Source organism: Ktedonospora formicarum, from assembly GCF_016587355.1.
GTDB lineage: Bacteria > Chloroflexota > Ktedonobacteria > Ktedonobacterales > Ktedonobacteraceae > Ktedonobacter > Ktedonobacter formicarum.
Map to the genome: position 1 here is coordinate 2386843 of NZ_BNJF01000001.1, position 16938 is coordinate 2403780.

The following is a 16938-nucleotide window of genomic DNA, read 5'->3' on the forward strand; positions in this document are numbered from 1 at the left end:
TATTCTCCACTCCTACAAAACTGGTATATGCTGTGTTTGGTATATGTGAACACCGCCTGATGCACCACTACACAAGCACAGGTGCGGCTATCCTTACGGATGCCTCCCTCTACAATGATGGATAATGCTGGCAAGCCAACGACTCACCAGCACAACAATCTATCAATCTTCACACAAAACATCTGGGCCTAGTCATGAATGACAAGCCACCAATATGTTTAATAGGGACTGCGACCCGAAGGCGGAATGCGCCCTTGCCCATCCATGCCGGGGGTGTATTGAGGAGAATACATCTGTCCCGGTTGAGAGGCAGCCGTTCTAGGCTTCGAGATCTCACGCGAGCACTGTCGTAAGATTTGCTGCATCTCAGCGGCGGACGTAAAACGGTCCTCCGGTTCCTTTTGTAATGAACGCGTCACCAACTGCTCCACAGCAGATGGGATATTGTTATTGAAAGGACGCAGAGGGGGTGGTTGAGCGGAAGCATGCTGCATAGCAATTGAGACAGCCGTTGGACCGACAAAAGGTGGGCGGCCAGCCAGCATCTCAAACATCACCACACCCAGCGAATACAGGTCGGAAGAGGCGGTCAACGTCTCACCTCGCGCCTGTTCGGGCGAGAGATAATCAGCGGTACCTAGCACGATGCCACTATTCGTCAAACCTGCATCCTCAGCAACGCGCACAATACCAAAGTCTGTCAGCTTCACCCATGCTCCCCCGTCACTCAGTCCACCTCCCACACCACCACTGCGGGCAAGCATAATGTTCTGCGGTTTAATATCGCGATGGATAAAGCCACGGGCATGCGCAACTTGCAACACAGCACAAACCTGAGAAGCGATCTCAATCGCCTCGCGAGCGTGAAGCTGGCGGCGCTGTCCGATGAGCTGCTTTAATGTCGGACCATGAATATATTCCATTACCAGGAAATACTGGCCCGCTTCTTCTACAAAATCATAGATAGTGACGGCGTTGGGGTGCGCGAGCGCTGCGGCGGCGCGAGCTTCACGGCGGAAGCGTTCTACAGCACGCTGATCGTTCTTGTCAAGCGAGCGCAAGACTTTGATCGCCACAATGCGTTCGACGCGATGATCCCAGGTTTTGAAGACGCTTGCCATACCACCTGTGGCGATATGCTCACGAATTTCGTACCGTCCAGCAATTAACGTGCCTTCAAATTGGTTCAACGTACCTACCTCAAGCGACCTGGGCGAAACAGAGTAAGGTCTTATGCGAAAACCTGAGCATGCTCAAGCTTTCAAATAAAGAGTAAGGTCTTATGCGAAAACCAATGTCGCTGTCGCAGCTAGTACTGATGCACTCAGGTTTCCGAATAAGGAGTAAGACGAAAATAAGGAATTAGGATATATACGTCCAGAGGGTAGTATATCATCAATGCGTTATGGCGTCGAGTTCTATGTACTATCATGCCATTCATGCGCCACAACGAAGCCGCTTGAGAGGCGAACATATCGCTTGAAATACTCTTCATCTACAGCTAACACGCACTGGAGCAACCTGAAATCCACAATTAATAAACAATGAACATGGACTGAATTGCTGCTGGTAATTCAGTCCATGTTCATTGTTTTCTGGCATTGCATGGAAGAAACAGCCAGATCTCACACGCTGCTCTAAGCCTTGGCCCACACGGGGCGAGAATCAGCGTTAATCTTGTTACCTGTATCAGTCAATTGGATAGGAGTGCCATTGAGCTTATACTTTCCCTTGGAATCGACGCTCACATGCGCTAACCACAGATCAAAGGCATTGTTGTTATAGGTGATGTATGCCAGCGACTTTCCATCAGGCGACCATACAGGCTGACAGACATACTGTCCCTTCACCAGCAGTTGCGCGCCCTTGTAGCTTGCCAGACCTTTCTCATCAGCCTCATCGCCTGGAGTTGCGGTAATGCCAGTGGGAACCTTCTGCACATAGATGCTCATATCATTGCTGTTTGTGGTGCTGCGCGTATAGGCAATATACTTGCCATCGGGCGAGAAAGCGGGCTGATAGTTCCGCGTATCCTTATCCTCGGGGGTGAGAGCAACACCCGTGTCAGGCTGCTGCTTCTGCGAGCCAGGTCTGTATTTACCGGGATATTGAGCAATCAAGGTCGAGTCCGCCAGATAGATCTGGGTAAAGAGGTCAGAGGGATTTTTAATATTATAGGTGTAATGGGTATACACAATCTCATTAGGTGTACTGGGGCGAAAACTTGGATCGCGGTCACCGCCCGCACCGAAATCGCCATAAGCGACATCCTGAGGATCTGCTGATGGATCAGATAGTAATACGGTTTGCACCATGGGATCAAGCAAGGGGGCATCTACACCTGTCTCTTTGTACCAGTCCTCTTTCTCGCTATCACTCAGAAACAGGACCTTCTTACCATCTGCTGAGAAAGAAGGCTGGCTAATCCAATTTGCATTTGATTTGACGATATCTGTTCCTGGTACCTTATAGTAGTCACCCTTCCCGCTACGAATAATCGAGACCTTACCACCACCAGCAGGTATGGTCGCCAGATCAGAGTAATTGTCATGTCGTATTACAAAGACCAGCGTCTTGCCATCGGGCGAGAGCGAAGGATCGCGCACGTCCATTCCTTTGGTCAACTGCTTGAGGTTACGCTGGCTGTCCAACATGTACAAATTGCGGTCGATGGTGAAATAGAACTTCCCACTAAAGACGGCTTGCGCAGTTTTGTTGATACCTATCGAGCTGTTATCTTTATGTTCAAAGGTATCGCCCTTGTTATCGCCGATGCCCAGGCAGCTCTGCAAGCTGAATGAGAGCAACATCAGCAAGACCAGGGCTCCATACTTCTTATATCTCTTCATCGTCATTTTCCCATTGACTGCATATTTATCATGTGACAGGTTCTTCCCAACCCGAAGCCACTTCAAGATGTGAGGGATGATGTACAACATAGTGTACAGTGGATAGCAAACGTAGCTCATGCTACCCACCGCCAGCTACACCTTGATATTCTCAAAGGTGACCATGCACATCAGATCCAACAGACTGCGCACGCCAAAGGGATCGCCAAGCGTTTGGGGTACGCTCATGGTGCTCATGGAAGTCATCTGCTGAGCGGAAGCCAGCGCCTCGTCTGAGGTATTGGCACTCACATGGGATGGATTGTTCCGTGCCAATTCCTGGTCCTGCTTAGATAGAGGCTGTGTCGTATTGCCAAGCACTGACATACAACTCGCCTCATTGCCAAACATCTTCTGCAAGTCCGGCAGGATCGTGCCACACAGAGGCGCGTAGTCCGATGATCCGGAGATCGACGTGGAATATGGAGGGCTCAAGACGAGTTTATTGATCTTGGCGGCATCAATAGTACGTGCGAAGTTCGCCATCTTGATCACATCAGGTATCTGCATATCGGTCCGCAGATAGCCTGTCAGATCTTTGGCATACTCCGGGAGCTTGTTCACAGTATCAGAGGACTGAAGCTTCCCTTTGAGGGCAGTTAGAATCTGCTGCTGACGCACGGAGCGCCCAAAGTCACCACCGAGATCGGAGTGGCGGGTACGCACATACTCCAGAGCCTCTATACCACTCATGTGTTGAGGGCCCGGCGCGACATATAAACGCTTAAAACCATAGATATCATTCGTTTTAACATCGTTAGGATAAACATCGTCGACCATCGGATGAAGCGCGTCAACATCCACGCCTCCTGCCGTATTTATGACTTTAATAAAGCCATCCAGACCAACCCAGGCATAATAGTCAATATGAATATTAAAATTTTTCTCAACTGTAGCCTCGGCCAGACCAGCGGCGTCTGCATATGGATCTTTGGAAGCCCCACTCTGATAACCATAGGAGAAGGCAAAGTCCATCTTACCCGCGCTATTGCCGGGGATATAGACACGCATATCACGGGGGATGGAGAGCATGCCTACATAATTTGTTGAAGGATCGATGGTTACTACAATATCAGTCTGCGCCAGGGGCGATCCACTCTTGCCGTCATTGCCCTTACCATCGTTGTCACTGCCAAGTAAAAGGATATTCACACGACCACCGCTAAGCATACCGCCATTGTTGCCAGTATTCTGCGAGCTCTCTTCAGTGGTCTTATTACCATTTTTATCGAATTTGGTAACCTGTCTGCCTGTAATCTGACCTACAGAGGAGGCAAAATTTACCTGATAGTACCAAAAACCTACGCCACCAACAGCCACTAAGAGGGTCAGGACAGCCACCAGGACCTGCGCCCAGATGGGGAAGCGGCGCTTCTTCCTGCCAATCTTTCCCCTGAGAGGTGTGGGTGGGGGCGTTTGAAACGCCTGGCCCGGCGCACGCGAGGCCATTCCCTGGGGAATCAACAGCGGAGCCTGAATGCCCGACATGCTAGGCATACTTCCAGGTATACCCGATACGCTCATAGGGCCGGGATTGAGATTTCCTGTCTGCGGACGAGGCATACTTCCAAGTATACCTGGTACGCTCATAGGGCCGGGATTGAGATTTCCTGTCTGTGGGCGAGATGGTTTTGGAGCGACAGGCGTCGATACGTTGGCGAAAGGCGCAGCCTGAGAAGGTGTATTGCCAGGGAAGCGACTGGCAGGCTCGGCTACAGGTGACGCGGTCTGCTTGGATTTGCCAAACGGCGAAAGCACAGGTCCTTTGCTCGCGCTCGGATTTCCTAACGGTGAAGAGGAGGGAGCCTTGCTCTCTCTCGGTTTAACGGCAGGCAACGACGCAGGACCACGGCCAAATCCGGGTTTACTAAACTGTGAAGGGGCAGGGCCATTACTCGCGCTCGGTTTGTTAAAGGGCGAGGGAGTGGGACCATTGCTCTCATTTGGAGAGACGAAGGGCGAAGAGAGAAGGCCATGACCGCTCATAGGCATTTTGCTAATACCTGAATTATGCTCCGACACAGGCATAGTAGCAAAATCTGAGTTCTGATTTATATTCTGGGTAAACTCACCGGAACCTGGGGAAACACCGGGATTTTGAGGGGAGGGTGCCTGCGGCGGTGACGCAGGGGGATGCTGCCCACTCGAAGGCTTGATATGCATAAATTGACGTTTCACGGTAATTACCTGCTTCCTTCACACTTACTGTTATTGTTATTTTCTATGCATAAGAACCTCGCTCCAATCCCTCTCATTCTCAGGCCACGCCAGCATCACTCCCTACCATTGTTGAGAGGCGTTTCCGCCACGCTACATCACTTCTGGTTCACATTCGTATTGATACACAAAGATATGTCTATTTATTTCTACCAAGTATAACGTTTCTCCCAGGAAAAACATCACGCTTATGCTCGCTTCGTTGCTGAGAATAGGACATATTGGTACATTAAGCCTGAAAGCCTCTAACCATCGCTTTACATAATCCTAAACCTGGCTTAATTTTCCAATAACGCTACCATAATGCATTTCGGGTACGCTTGCGGTAGAGCACTGGCATAGCCAGCCAGAGATAAATCATCGTCATGCCTCGCACTCCACAAGACAGAACGGTGTCCTATGCGCATAGCGATTATCACAGAGAATTTTCTACCCAAGCTTGATGGCGTCACACGAACCCTGGCACGTCTGCTTGAGCATTTACAGGCGACCGGGCATCAAGTCCTGGTCCTAGGCCCTGAGAGCGGGATGGAGCAGTATGCAGGCGCGGAAGTAGTTGGAACGGCAGGCCTGCCTCTCCCATTCTATCCAGAATTGAAGTTTAATTTCTTCCGCCCCCTGTTCGTTCGCCGCCTCATCGAGTTCCAGCCTGACATTATTCACATCGTCGACCCGGTTATCCTGGGCGCGACTGGGCTGGCTACGGCCCGCCTGCTGAACAGGCCTCTCATCTCTTCTTATCATACCAATCTCGCCGCTTACTGCGAGCACTTTGGTTTCTCGTTTTTCACACGTCCGATGTGGCTCTACAACCGCTTTATCCATAACCAATGTGAGCTAACCTTCTGTCCCTCCCCTTCAACAGCTGAGATGCTGCGCGGTCAAGGCTTTGAACATCTCCGCATCTGGCCGCGTGGGGTCGACACAACACTCTTTCACCCCCGGCAACGCTCAGCTGAACTGCGAGCGAACTGGCTACAGAACCGTGAGAAGCCTGAAGAAAAAGCTGTTTTGCTCTACGTAGGGCGTGTCTCATGGGAGAAGAATCTGCGTCTCCTGCTCCAATCCTATCGCCAGATGGACCATGAGCGCTGTCACCTGGTCATCGTCGGGCATGGTCCAGCATTCGACGAGGTACAGCATGAGGTTGAGGACCTGCCAGTAACCTTTACGGGCTATCTTCGTGGTGAGGAGCTAGCACAGGCATATGCTACGGCAGACCTCTTCGCCTTTCCGTCTTATACCGAAACCTTCGGGCAAGTGGTGCTGGAAGCGATGGCGTCCGGACTACCCGTAGTTGGACTTCATGCGGAGGGAGTACGTGATCTGGTGCACCACCAGCAGACTGGACTTCTTCTGGCGGCGGAGGGGCTCACCATTGAAGAGCAAGTAGAATCATACCAACGCAACTTGAGTCGCCTAATAACGCAAACAGACCAACGCCTGGCAATGAGTAAAGCCGCGCGCATTGAGGCCAATCGCTATAGCTGGTATAAGGCGATGGAAAGCCTTGTGCGCGGCTATTACCAAGTGGTTGAATCCTCGCGCCCGCTCATTACAGCCCGGGCCAGCTAGCGCCCATCCTCTTGCTGCTTCTCGTCCCTGCGGGCTTGAAGCAGTGAGAGGATTAGCGAACCCACTAGCACACAGGCCAGCATGATCTCCATAGTGCTAAATGTCTTCTTTTTTGGCATTATAACCTCTCTTTCAGATTACGAGTGGACACCCTCTACCACTATCATATCTTAATCCAAAGTTCCTTGCCATTATCATAGCGACGCACAAGCTTATAGTGCTGCGTCACCCAGGTATGGAAACCCGCAACCTCAATATTTGTCAAGCGTCCAGTATAGAAGAGTATCCCCTGCACTTCAGGGCGACTGGCAGCTTGAATCAACTGATCCTCAGTCAAGTACTGCGTTTGAATCCGTACTGTAGAGGTATCAACGAGCGAGGGAGGCGTGCTACGATCCGCCAGAGCCGCCAGAAATTGCGCGTCGGTCATTATCTCTCGTCCAGGAGTAATATTGGCGCGCAGGTCTGAAACCACCTGTTTACTCAAGGGAGTCTCTTCAGGCAAACCACGGAAAGCACGACGTACCAGAACAGCATCGCTCGCAGCCGCAAAGAGCACGGCCACCAGCAGCAGCCAACTCGTCCAGCGCACCAGGCGCGAGACATTTAGTTCAGCATTCCGTACCATATCAATCAGAGGAGCAACCCCAACGACAACCAGCGCAATCATAGGAGGCACTAACATGACCAGATGATGCACAAAGAGCGGTACCTGTCTCCAGAGCAGGAAGAGCAGAACCATAAACCAAGCCAGGGGAGCCACTATACGCAAATCACGTCGCAAGGCCGCGAAGAACAACGCGCCAAGCGCGACATAGGTCAGGGGATAATGTCGTAACTGGCTCAACATCGAGAGATTCTTGGAGGCGGATTCTGCCATCACATGTTCCGCCACCACGTGAAAACTTACAACGCCATCCCAGAACTGGGACCAGGACCCCAGATAGGGCACCATAACCACTAACGTCGTGAGTATAGCAAAGCCAAGGGCGCTGAACAAGGGCAGCAAGGCGACAAAGCGTTTCTCTCCTGGCTGGCGGAAGACACGCCAGATATGCGCAAGCATCAGGATACCAATGGGAGCCAAGGCCGCAAAAGCGTACAGCTTTGCGAGGATGCCAAGGACGAGCGCGATGGCACAAAGCGCGGAGAACAGGTAACCCTTCCGACCGCTCGGATGCTCCCACCAGAGAAAAGCAAACCCTACAGAGAGCGTCATAAAGGCGACTGAGGGAGCCTCGGCCTGGATGATTTGTGATTGAGCCATATAGAGCGGGTCAAGGACCATCAGCAATAAGGCTATCAGCGCGCCGGGTCGCCGAGCCAGGGCATAACCCATCACATAAGCGCCAAGCAAGCCCACTACTGAGACCAGGGCAATGCCCGCGCGGGCCGCCCAAAGTGTTTGCCCGAAGAGAAGATAAAAGGGATAGATGGAGAGCACAAAGAAAGGAGGCTGCGAATAGAATGTCTGCTGATAGAGGGCGTGGCCCCCACTCATCGCACGTAGAGTTTGCCAGTAAACGCCCTCATCATAGCTATCACGATCAATAGGAATATCTAGTTTATACAGGCGCAACAAAAACGCCAGGAGAAAAATAGCCAGCGAGACCAGAACAAAGAAGAGAGTTGAGGTGCTAAGAGTTCTAGCATATCGCTGAAGGCGTGAAGACATAGGGCTAGCAACAAATAAATTTGTATTCATGCAGGAGCCATCTCGCTATTTCGAACAACAATATCGAACACTATCATTGTAACCCTATCAAAATTCACGCCAATAATCAACCAACTGTCTAGAGCAATAGTACAGAGGTTTCGCCAACGCTCTTATCACAGTCGTGATTTCGTGCCTACACTGCTTAGAGATAAGATAGTGTGCATCGGTATAGCGACGCACACCATCTTATCTGATATGGATACACCTCGACAGAACAAGAGGAGAGCAAGTGCTCAGGCCAAAGCGGCTTCTGAAGTTATTTTAGCCATAACCTTACGCGCATCAGCTTCATCAATTAAGCGCTTGATATCGTCGGCAAGTAGCTCGTCTTGCTCAATCAGGGCCTCCGCAATCGCGATCACAGCCTCATAGTGCTCTTGAAAGAGTTGCTTTACCTCGCGAAACTGCTGCTGTAGCACCTCTTCTACGCGTTCAGCCAGGCGTGGTACCGTGATATTAAGCGTGTTATGATGTGAGACAAAAGTCCCATCCATACCATAGGCTCCAACATAGAGACCTGCCAGCGTCGTTGCCTGCGCGAGATCACCAGCGACGCCGTTAAGCTTGATATCCAGGAATAACTCTTCAGCAGCGCGCGAAGCCAGATAGACCTTGAGGAGAGCCAACACCTCTTGCTTGCTCCTGGTCTTGACCGTCTCCTTGTTGCGCCACGCCGCAAAGGCTTCGGCACCTTCCTCGCTGTCGTGGCGGTGCAGAGTAACATATGAGGGAAACTCGCGCTCCATCAAGTAATGGCAGGCCACGGTATGGCCAGCCTCATGATAGGCTAGGCGACGGCGCTCAATAGGAGTCAGATCACTAAGTTGGCGAATACCGAATTCATGTTTATCCTGAGCGGCGGCAATATCCTTATATGCTACCATATCGCGTCCATCGAAGTGAGCCATAATCACAGCCTCATTGATGACATGCTTGATGGCAACAGGAGTATACTCAAACATGCGCTGGACGAGCGCGGGTAGCGAGATAGCGGGATCATGGCGTACCTTATTCAGGTAATACTCAATAACCTCGCCTCTATATCTGTCGGTAGGCGGTAGCACACGTATCTGCCGATCAAAGCGCCCCGGACGTAGGAGAGCTGGATCGAGCGCCTGGGGCACATTCGTCGCTCCGATGGTCAACACAGGCTGAGACTGGGCCTTTCCCTGATAGAGTCCAGGCACACGTAAGAGCTTCTTCAGCCAGCCATTCTCAATGGGCGGCGGGTCCATCTGCATGAGCAGTTCGTTCAGGCCACCATTACCACCTCCAAAGAGTCCACCCATTCCGCTATGCGAGCCGCCAGAACCCTCGCCACCTGTACGTGACATGCCAATAGCATCGAACTCATCCATGAATACAACGCAAGCCCCAAATTCGCGCGCGTAGCGTCGAGCTTTGCGATACAGATTCTTGACCATGAGCACATCCATGCCCCAGAACATACCTCGGAAGCTAGCCGCGCTGGCATAGGCGAAGGGCACACCGGCTTCGGTGCTGATGCACTGTGCCAGATAGCTCTTGCCAGTTCCAGGAGGGCCAGAGAGCAATAGGCCACGCACAGGATGTCCGCCCATTTCCTGGTATTCTTTGATACCAGTCAGAATGCGCACGATGCGGCGCGCCTCTTCCAACACATCGGGATTTCCCTTATAGTCTTTAAAACCCAGGCCGGTCTCTCCTGGCATCACCCAGTACAGACGGGGACGCCCCATAAACCAGAACATAGCAACAAACTGGATGAGGACATAAAAGATCGCGAACACAACCTGAATAATATAGAGGAAAAGTGAGCCCAGGCTAGGAGGCGTGAGCTGTGGCAATACAGAAGTCAGAAAGTACCAACCGAAAATGGCCGCAAGTAGCAACCATAGCCAGCGATACTTCACAAAACGTCCAAACTGAGTAAGCCCCACATCAATTGACCGATCCAGGTCACGCTCCTGTTCCTGTTTTAGCTGCTGACGCTGTTTCGTAACCACAATCCACCTCCCTGCTAGCCAAGCGCACGCATAAAGAGATAATCCGCGCGTAATAAGTGTTCACCACTCTCATCGGGAGCCGTGGCAAAATAGAAATAGGCCACAGCACTATTCTTACCGCCGGGCCCACGCGTCGTAATATCCACCGAAACAAAGTAGTCGACAGTTGTATCAGCCTGCGCCTGAGTGCTCAGAACCTTAATCTCGCCCCACCGGCGTGAATCAGTCTCGCTTAAGCTCTCGATGTACTGTGCCAGCGTACTGGTATCGGGAGGTGTAGAGAATGTAGCACTGGCGAGTTGTAAAGCGGTTGGATCGCCTTTGCGCAGGGCGTAGAGCCAGCCTTTGATCTTATCTCCCACGTCATGCCCACGAACCGGATCGGTTTGCAGGCGAAAGGAATCGCTCCCAATATTCAGGGGCCACGTCTGAGTTGTTAACCTGAATGTCACGACGAAACTTATGAGCAAAAGGAGCAGGCTCAGGCCTACAATTCGCCGATGCTGACCAAGATAACGTAAGCTATAATAGCACAGTTTTAAAGGGGGACGCAGGCAAGCCTTCACCAGGAATCCAGGTGTAACCTGTACAGGCTTCTCCTGGGGTTTGCCATCATCAACATAGGATTGTTGCTTTGGGGGAGGATTCCCTAGCATATCACGACCTCCAATCATCCACCACCTTGACTCCACAACGCCATATGCGCTGGCAAGAGAGCCGTATCTTCTCTTAATATCACACCATACACCACATCACGCCATTTGGCAAGACAAGAGACATATTTGCATATCTGACAAGCGCTCCCCGCTTCGCACGAATGCACACGGCGGGGAGCGCTACAAAAGAACTATATATGCGCCTGTTCAATTGCCTCGATTTCAGCCACTATGCTATACTGCCCTCGAAGCAGTATGTTTTGGAGGATGTCTACATGGCTGACGATCTTACCCAGATGCAGAACCCTTTCGTTATTGGCGAACGCCTCTACCTTCGGCCTCTAGAGCCATCTCAGGATAACCATCTCTATTCAACCTGGCTCAACGATGCCGATGTGCGTCGCTGGTTTTCCGTCTATCCAACCAGTGACACGCGAGCCAAAGAGCGCATCGAGAATCTCTATAAGAGCTTCGGGCATATCATCTTCGGTATAGCGCTTAAGAGCGATAACAACCTGATTGGACTGGTTGGGCTGAAAGATATTAATACGCTCAATCAATCAGCAGAGTTCTACATCATTCTAGATCGCTCTGCCTGGGGCCAAGGCTACGGTACCGAAGCCACTACGTTGATGCTGCGCTATGGCTTTCTCGAACTTAATTTGAACCGTATCCAGACGCAGGATATGGAAGAGAATGTCGGTGGATGGCGCGCGGACGAAAAGGCTGGCTTTAAACATGAGGGAACGATGCGTCAGGTCATCCTCCGTTTCGGCACCTACCATGATGTGCGCGTCTACAGCCTGCTCAGAAACGAATTTTTAGAGAAGCTAACGCGAGAAGAATAGGAAAGTCTATGTCTCTTACCATCCAGGAAATCACAGACCGGGACCAATGGAATGATTTTCTCACCCGACAACCTCGCGGGCACCTGTTGCAATCGTATGAGTGGGGTGAACTCAACAAGTATCTTGGAGGCCGTATTTATCGCCTGGGTGCCCTGGAGAACGGACGCTTGATAGGAGTCATGCTACTCCTGGTCAATCCCGTCCCCCTGCCCACGCGTATTCCCGGTCTCAAGCTAAGTTGGCTCTATAGCTCACGTGGTCCCACGGTGGAGAGCCCCGATTCACCCGCGCTCCCTGCGCTTATTGAGCAGGCGCATAAGATCGCGAAGAAAGAACGCGCCGTCGTGCTCCGTCTCGAACCCAATATCGCCGATGACGACCCCAACGAGCATGTCTGGCTTGCCGCTTATAACAACCTCGGATTCCGCACCAATCCCATCGCAGTCCACGGTCGCCGAAGTTGGGTTCTTGATATACGCCCCAATCATGAAGAACTGCTCGCGCAATTTAAGATGACCTGGCGACAGAACGTGCGTTCCGCCAAACGCAAGGGTGTGATCATTCGCGAAATCACCAGCGACGACGAGGCCGATTTTGACGCCTATTATGAACTCCTTAAGGTGACCAGCGAGCGTGACGCCTTCTTTATCCATAACAAAGATTATCATCGGGAGATCCTGCGTCACTTCGCCAGCAAGGGTGATGCAGTTCTTTATATTGCCGAGCATGAGGGAACCCCTATCGCCGCGAAGATGCTGATCCGCTTTGGTGATTGGTGCTGGGATATGTTTGGCGCAACCTCTAACGAGAAACGCAACCTCAAACCAGCCTATCTGTTGCAATATACCTGCTTCCAGTGGGCACAGTCGCGTGGCTGCAGTTATTTTGACTTCCGCACCATTCCAGAAATTCTCCAACCAGGAGAAGAGATGTGGGGCGTTTATGAGTATAAGAAGGGATTTGGGGGCTTCTCGCGCCTGAACATGCCCACGCAGGACTATGTCTATCGCCCAGTCATCTATACGCTCTGGCGCAAGCTTGTAGAGTATCGCCGCGCCAAGCGCCATCAGGCCCGCCAGAAGATTGAGCTTGAGCGCGCCGCCAGAGGCCAGAGCCAGCGGAAGGATGATGCGCCAGGAGAGATACCAGCCACGCCTAAAGAATCATCATCTCCGGCAAAAGTACAGACAAACGCAAAAGGTCAGCAGGACGCCGACCAGATCACGACCTCTTCGCCATCGTCGTAGTAAGTCTTCAGAAGATATCTCACAACCTGCGGCGGCTCGCAGAGGCTCATGCCACGATTAGCCAGGGTGATAAAGTGTTGTGTAATTTTCACCAGCACTTTATCATCCCCTGAGAAGCGCTTTAGCGCGAAGCATTACTGGCCCAAAGAGTTACGCAGAGTGACAATTAAAGGATTTATTCATGGAAGCCCGCATTATTACTGATCGCCAGCAGTGGAATGACTTCATCGCGTCATCCCCTTGCTGCAACATCACTCAATCCTATGAATGGGGCGAACTGCCTCTGCTCGGAGTGCAAGAAATCTTGCGCATCGGCGTGCTTGATGACGCGGGCAAGCTGTGCGCAGGGATGCTTGTCACCGTTTCGCGCGCGCCTGCTATCAGGCAAACCTATCTCTATTCTCCACGTGGCCCCGTCGTAGATGACCCACACTCACCTGCCCTGGTCATTCTGCTCAACTTCGTCAAAGCGGAGGCGCGCAAACGTGGCGCGTTTATGCTGAAGGTAGAGCCGAGTGTCGCCGATGATAATCGTGAATGGCACAGTGCTATGCAGCGCTACGGCTTCCGTACCAATCCTCACCACATGCACATCCGCCATGAATGGGTACTCGACATCAGCCAGGATGAGAAGAGCATTCTCGCGCAAATGAAAGAGAAGTGGCGCTATAATATCCGCCTGGCTGGACGCAAGGGTATCACCATCCGTCGCGGCGAAACAAAAGAAGATCTGGAGAAGTTCTACAAGATCTATGAGACTACCAGTGAGCGTGATACCTTCCATATCAACGACAAAAACTTCTATCAACGCTTCCTTGAGCTCTACAAAGATGGCGACCATGTAGCTCTCTTCCTGGCTGAATATGAGGGCAAACCTATCGCGGGCACCATCATTGCCTGGATAGGCGAGTGGAGCTGGTATATGTACGGGGCTTCCTCTAACGAGCAGCGCAACCTCATGCCCAACCACCTGCTACAATGGACGAGCATGCAATGGGCCAAATCGAAGGGCTGTAAGTACTATAACTTCCGGGGCATTCCTGATCTACTCGAAGAGGGTCAGGAGCTCTGGGGAGTCTACCAGTTTAAGCGGGGCTTCGGTGGTTATCCTCTCCGCTTCTTCCCAACTCAGGATATGGTCTACAACCCCCTCGTCTATCAGGCATACCGTACTCTGCTCGACTTTAAGCACTGGCGAGACGAGCGCCAGTTCAAGAAAGCCACTGAGGCGGCTCGCGAGCAGAAGCAAGCCAGCGAGAAAACACCCGTCAAGGCATAATAAAGATAGTCAGGCTGCTTGCTTCATGAGCAGCCTGACTATCTTTACAGAAATTTGGGCCTACTCCCCAGCTTGCTCAAGCGAGCGCCAGAACTCCAGCAGCAGGCGGTTGAACTCTCCAGGCTGTTCCATGCTCACCATGTGCGCGCCGCCCGCAAGTGTCAATGCTTGAGCATTCGGCATGGCTCCCGCTAGCAGCGAAACAATATTAAAGCGCTCAGGCCAGTCCAACTCGCCAAAAATCGCTAGTGTTGGCGCGACAATCTCGCTCAGGCGCTCACTGGCGGGAGGATCAAGCTTCACCAACTCAGCTTCCTCTGGTTCCTCTATCTTAAACGCCTGGAACTGCATCTCATACACCTGTTGACGTACGGTCGCATTTACATCCTGCGCTACGCGTAAGGGGCCATCAACCCACATGCGCAGATTGAGTTCCGTCGCTCCTTCAATGTCTCCCTTCTCCAACAACGCGCCTTCCTCCTCGCCAAAGCGCACTACTTCAGCAGACGGCTGAAGACCACTCACGCTGGGATTCACAAGCGTGAGCGAGGCAACCAGATCGGGGTAACTAAGAGCAAAATCAAGCGCGACTAGCCCCCAAAAGAGGCTGCGACAATATGCGCTCTAGGGATATTCAAATAGCTCAGAAGCAAGGCAGGGTCCTCAAAGTTCGCGAAGCGCGCCGAAGGAAAGGTCGACTTGCCAAAGCCGCGTAAATCATAGCGCACCAGGCGATAACGCGACCCTAATGCTGCGAACTGGTCATCCCACATGCGACGATCCGCGATCCCCGCGTGGAGAAACAGCACTGGCAATTCGCTCTCTGGTTCATCTGGTCCCGCGACTTCATAATACAGCGGCGCGTCCTGCGCCTGGAGAAGACCTGCCTCTCGTATTGACAATTCTTGCACGTTAAGCTCCTATTAGTAGAAATGAGAGATATTACAAACAAACCAAAGGTCCCCAAAAGATACTTCATAAATTGTGGAGGATTGTCGAGTCGGAGGTAAACCAGGATGCGGAACTCGCTCAGGCATACAGCGCTAAGCGTAAGGGAGAAAACCAATATCAAAGGAGAAGGCACACAGCCTGGTTCCAGCGGACATATCCATATGTTGTATATACTTTCCCATCTTTGTGCCCTCCTTTCTCATAAAAAACAGCGCATTCGCATGCACACCAGATAATCAGCATATCACAGAGAGCCTGAATCAGACAAGTAAGTGCAATTATCGAAGTTGCCGTGATAACTTCGATGCGCATCTATGCTTTCTTCTTGAGAGGAGTGAGGTCAGCACAGGCTCATTGCTCAATCCTTATCCCCTACCGAATGAAAAATCGCAGCGCCTGCGTACGTATATTACCCGTTGAAAATGGGGTGTTAGGATTGGCACAGAACTGCACCAATCCTAACACCCCATTTCAGTTTTTTCTAGAGGTCAGCGAACAGGCTGCTCACAGATTCGCCATTATGGATACGGCGGATAGTCTCAGAGACGAGAGGAGCGATAGAGAGAACCGTCATATTGGGTAAGCGTTTCTCTTCGGGAATAGGAACGGTATTCGTCGCCACAATTTCATCGATATCGGTCTGCTGGCTCAGACGTTCGATGGCCTTGCCACTAAAGATCCCATGTGTGCAAGCAACCGAGATCCGGCGTACGTTACGCTCCCGCAAGCGCTCAAGGATTTCGATAATTGTGCCGCCATTCGCGATCTCATCGTCAATGACGATCACGTCCTTGTTCTCAACATCACCGACAATAGTATCGATAATGACATGATTATCATCGAGACGGCGCTTGCTACCGGCCGCGACAGGCAATTTAAGCAGGCGCGCGAAGTGAGAAGCTGACTTGGCGTTCCCCAGGTCAGGCGATACGACAATAGAATTACTCAGGTCGCGATTACGGAAATGCTGCGCCAGCACATTCAACGCATTCAGGTGGTCCGTCGGCACACTAAAGAAACCATGTACCTGCGCGGCATGTAATGTCATAACCAGCACCCGATTCGCACCCGCAGTCGCTAGCAAGTCGGCAACCAGACGCCCAGCGATAGAGATACGAGAGGTATCCTTCTTATCCGAGCGAGCGTATGCATAGTAAGGAATGACTGCGGTTGTACGCGCAGCTGATGAGCCCCTCGCGGCATCAAGCATCAGCAAGAGTTCCATCAGGTTATCCTGCACCGGAGGAACAAGAGGCTGGATGAGAAAGACATCGCTCTCACGACAATTCGCATTCAGCTGCACATGTAAACAGTCATTGCCAAAACGCCGGATAGTTGTTGGGGATAGGGGCACCTCTAAATAGTGGCATATTTCGCGCGCTAGCTCAACATGAGCGCTCCCGCTGAAAATAGTGATTTCACGCATGGTTATAACTCTTTAGTCCCTCTTGCTTCTATAGATACTTCGTCATGCTCCAGGAATCTTTACAACGCTTGAGCACCGAGAGATTGCTGAAAACAAACGAAGCATATGTCATGGCAGTGGTTCAGCTAGGATTATACCAAAAACTCTTA

General features: G+C 51.7%; 14 protein-coding genes. 4 read left to right on the forward strand and 10 right to left on the reverse strand.

The features are described from left to right. Positions 1-218 precede the first annotated feature (218 nt). From K3T82_RS10240 to K3T82_RS10250, 3 genes are all read right to left on the reverse strand, one after another. A complete protein-coding gene (locus K3T82_RS10240) occupies positions 219-1190 on the reverse strand; it encodes a protein kinase domain-containing protein (protein WP_220193375.1) in 972 nt (323 codons plus the stop codon). 447 nt (positions 1191-1637) lie between these two features. After that, complete coding sequence (locus tag K3T82_RS10245; RefSeq protein ID WP_220193376.1) at positions 1638-2849, reverse strand: TolB-like translocation protein; 1212 nt, start codon at positions 2847-2849, stop codon at positions 1638-1640. Positions 2850-2984: 135 nt separating this feature from the next. Next, positions 2985-5066 carry an LCP family protein gene (locus tag K3T82_RS10250; protein ID WP_220193377.1) on the reverse strand — a complete coding sequence of 694 codons (2082 nt, stop codon included), beginning with the start codon at positions 5064-5066 and terminating at the stop codon, positions 2985-2987. Between the two features lie 438 nt (positions 5067-5504). On the opposite strand from K3T82_RS10250, the gene K3T82_RS10255 reads away from it, so the two are divergent. Next, positions 5505-6680, forward strand: a complete 1176-nt coding sequence (locus K3T82_RS10255; protein ID WP_220193378.1) for a glycosyltransferase family 4 protein — start codon at positions 5505-5507, stop codon at positions 6678-6680. Here the strand turns inward: K3T82_RS10255 and K3T82_RS49045 are convergent. The 4 genes from K3T82_RS49045 to K3T82_RS10270 all read right to left on the reverse strand — a co-directional run bounded on the left by K3T82_RS49045 (position 6677) and on the right by K3T82_RS10270 (position 11056). Further along, positions 6677-6799 (reverse strand): hypothetical protein, encoded by a 123-nt coding sequence (locus tag K3T82_RS49045; protein WP_268886624.1) that lies wholly within the window; start codon positions 6797-6799, stop codon positions 6677-6679. The two genes, K3T82_RS10255 and K3T82_RS49045, sit on opposite strands and share 4 nt — an antisense overlap. Positions 6800-6843: 44 nt before the next feature. Then, positions 6844-8385: an ArnT family glycosyltransferase gene (locus K3T82_RS10260; RefSeq protein ID WP_220193379.1), complete on the reverse strand. Its 1542-nt coding sequence runs from the start codon at positions 8383-8385 to the stop codon at positions 6844-6846. Between the two features lie 245 nt (positions 8386-8630). Continuing rightward, a complete protein-coding gene (locus tag K3T82_RS10265) occupies positions 8631-10382 on the reverse strand; it encodes an AAA family ATPase (protein ID WP_220193380.1) in 1752 nt (583 codons plus the stop codon). Positions 10383-10396: 14 nt separating this feature from the next. Beyond that, entirely contained in the window at positions 10397-11056 is a 660-nt protein-coding gene (locus tag K3T82_RS10270; protein WP_220193381.1) for a hypothetical protein, read from the reverse strand. A gap of 257 nt (positions 11057-11313) precedes the next feature. On the opposite strand from K3T82_RS10270, the gene K3T82_RS10275 reads away from it, so the two are divergent. The 3 genes from K3T82_RS10275 to K3T82_RS10285 all read left to right on the forward strand — a co-directional run bounded on the left by K3T82_RS10275 (position 11314) and on the right by K3T82_RS10285 (position 14412). Then, positions 11314-11886, forward strand: coding sequence for a GNAT family N-acetyltransferase (locus tag K3T82_RS10275; RefSeq protein WP_220193382.1), 573 nt, complete (start codon positions 11314-11316; stop codon positions 11884-11886). 8 nt (positions 11887-11894) lie between these two features. Continuing rightward, the gene (locus K3T82_RS10280; protein ID WP_220193383.1) at positions 11895-13133 is read left to right on the forward strand and encodes a lipid II:glycine glycyltransferase FemX; all 1239 of its coding nucleotides are present in this window, start codon (positions 11895-11897) and stop codon (positions 13131-13133) included. Between the two features lie 181 nt (positions 13134-13314). Continuing rightward, positions 13315-14412, forward strand: a complete 1098-nt coding sequence (locus tag K3T82_RS10285) for a lipid II:glycine glycyltransferase FemX (protein ID WP_220193384.1) — start codon at positions 13315-13317, stop codon at positions 14410-14412. 60 nt (positions 14413-14472) lie between these two features. Here the strand turns inward: K3T82_RS10285 and K3T82_RS47595 are convergent, their stop codons facing one another. The 3 genes from K3T82_RS47595 to K3T82_RS10295 all read right to left on the reverse strand — a co-directional run bounded on the left by K3T82_RS47595 (position 14473) and on the right by K3T82_RS10295 (position 16789). After that, complete coding sequence (locus K3T82_RS47595) at positions 14473-14937, reverse strand: alpha/beta fold hydrolase (protein WP_236031085.1); 465 nt, start codon at positions 14935-14937, stop codon at positions 14473-14475. 65 nt (positions 14938-15002) lie between these two features. Next, the gene (locus tag K3T82_RS47600) at positions 15003-15323 is read right to left on the reverse strand and encodes an alpha/beta fold hydrolase (protein WP_236031087.1); all 321 of its coding nucleotides are present in this window, start codon (positions 15321-15323) and stop codon (positions 15003-15005) included. Positions 15324-15844: 521 nt separating this feature from the next. Next, entirely contained in the window at positions 15845-16789 is a 945-nt protein-coding gene (locus K3T82_RS10295) for a ribose-phosphate diphosphokinase (protein WP_220193385.1), read from the reverse strand. Positions 16790-16938: the final 149 nt, after the last annotated feature.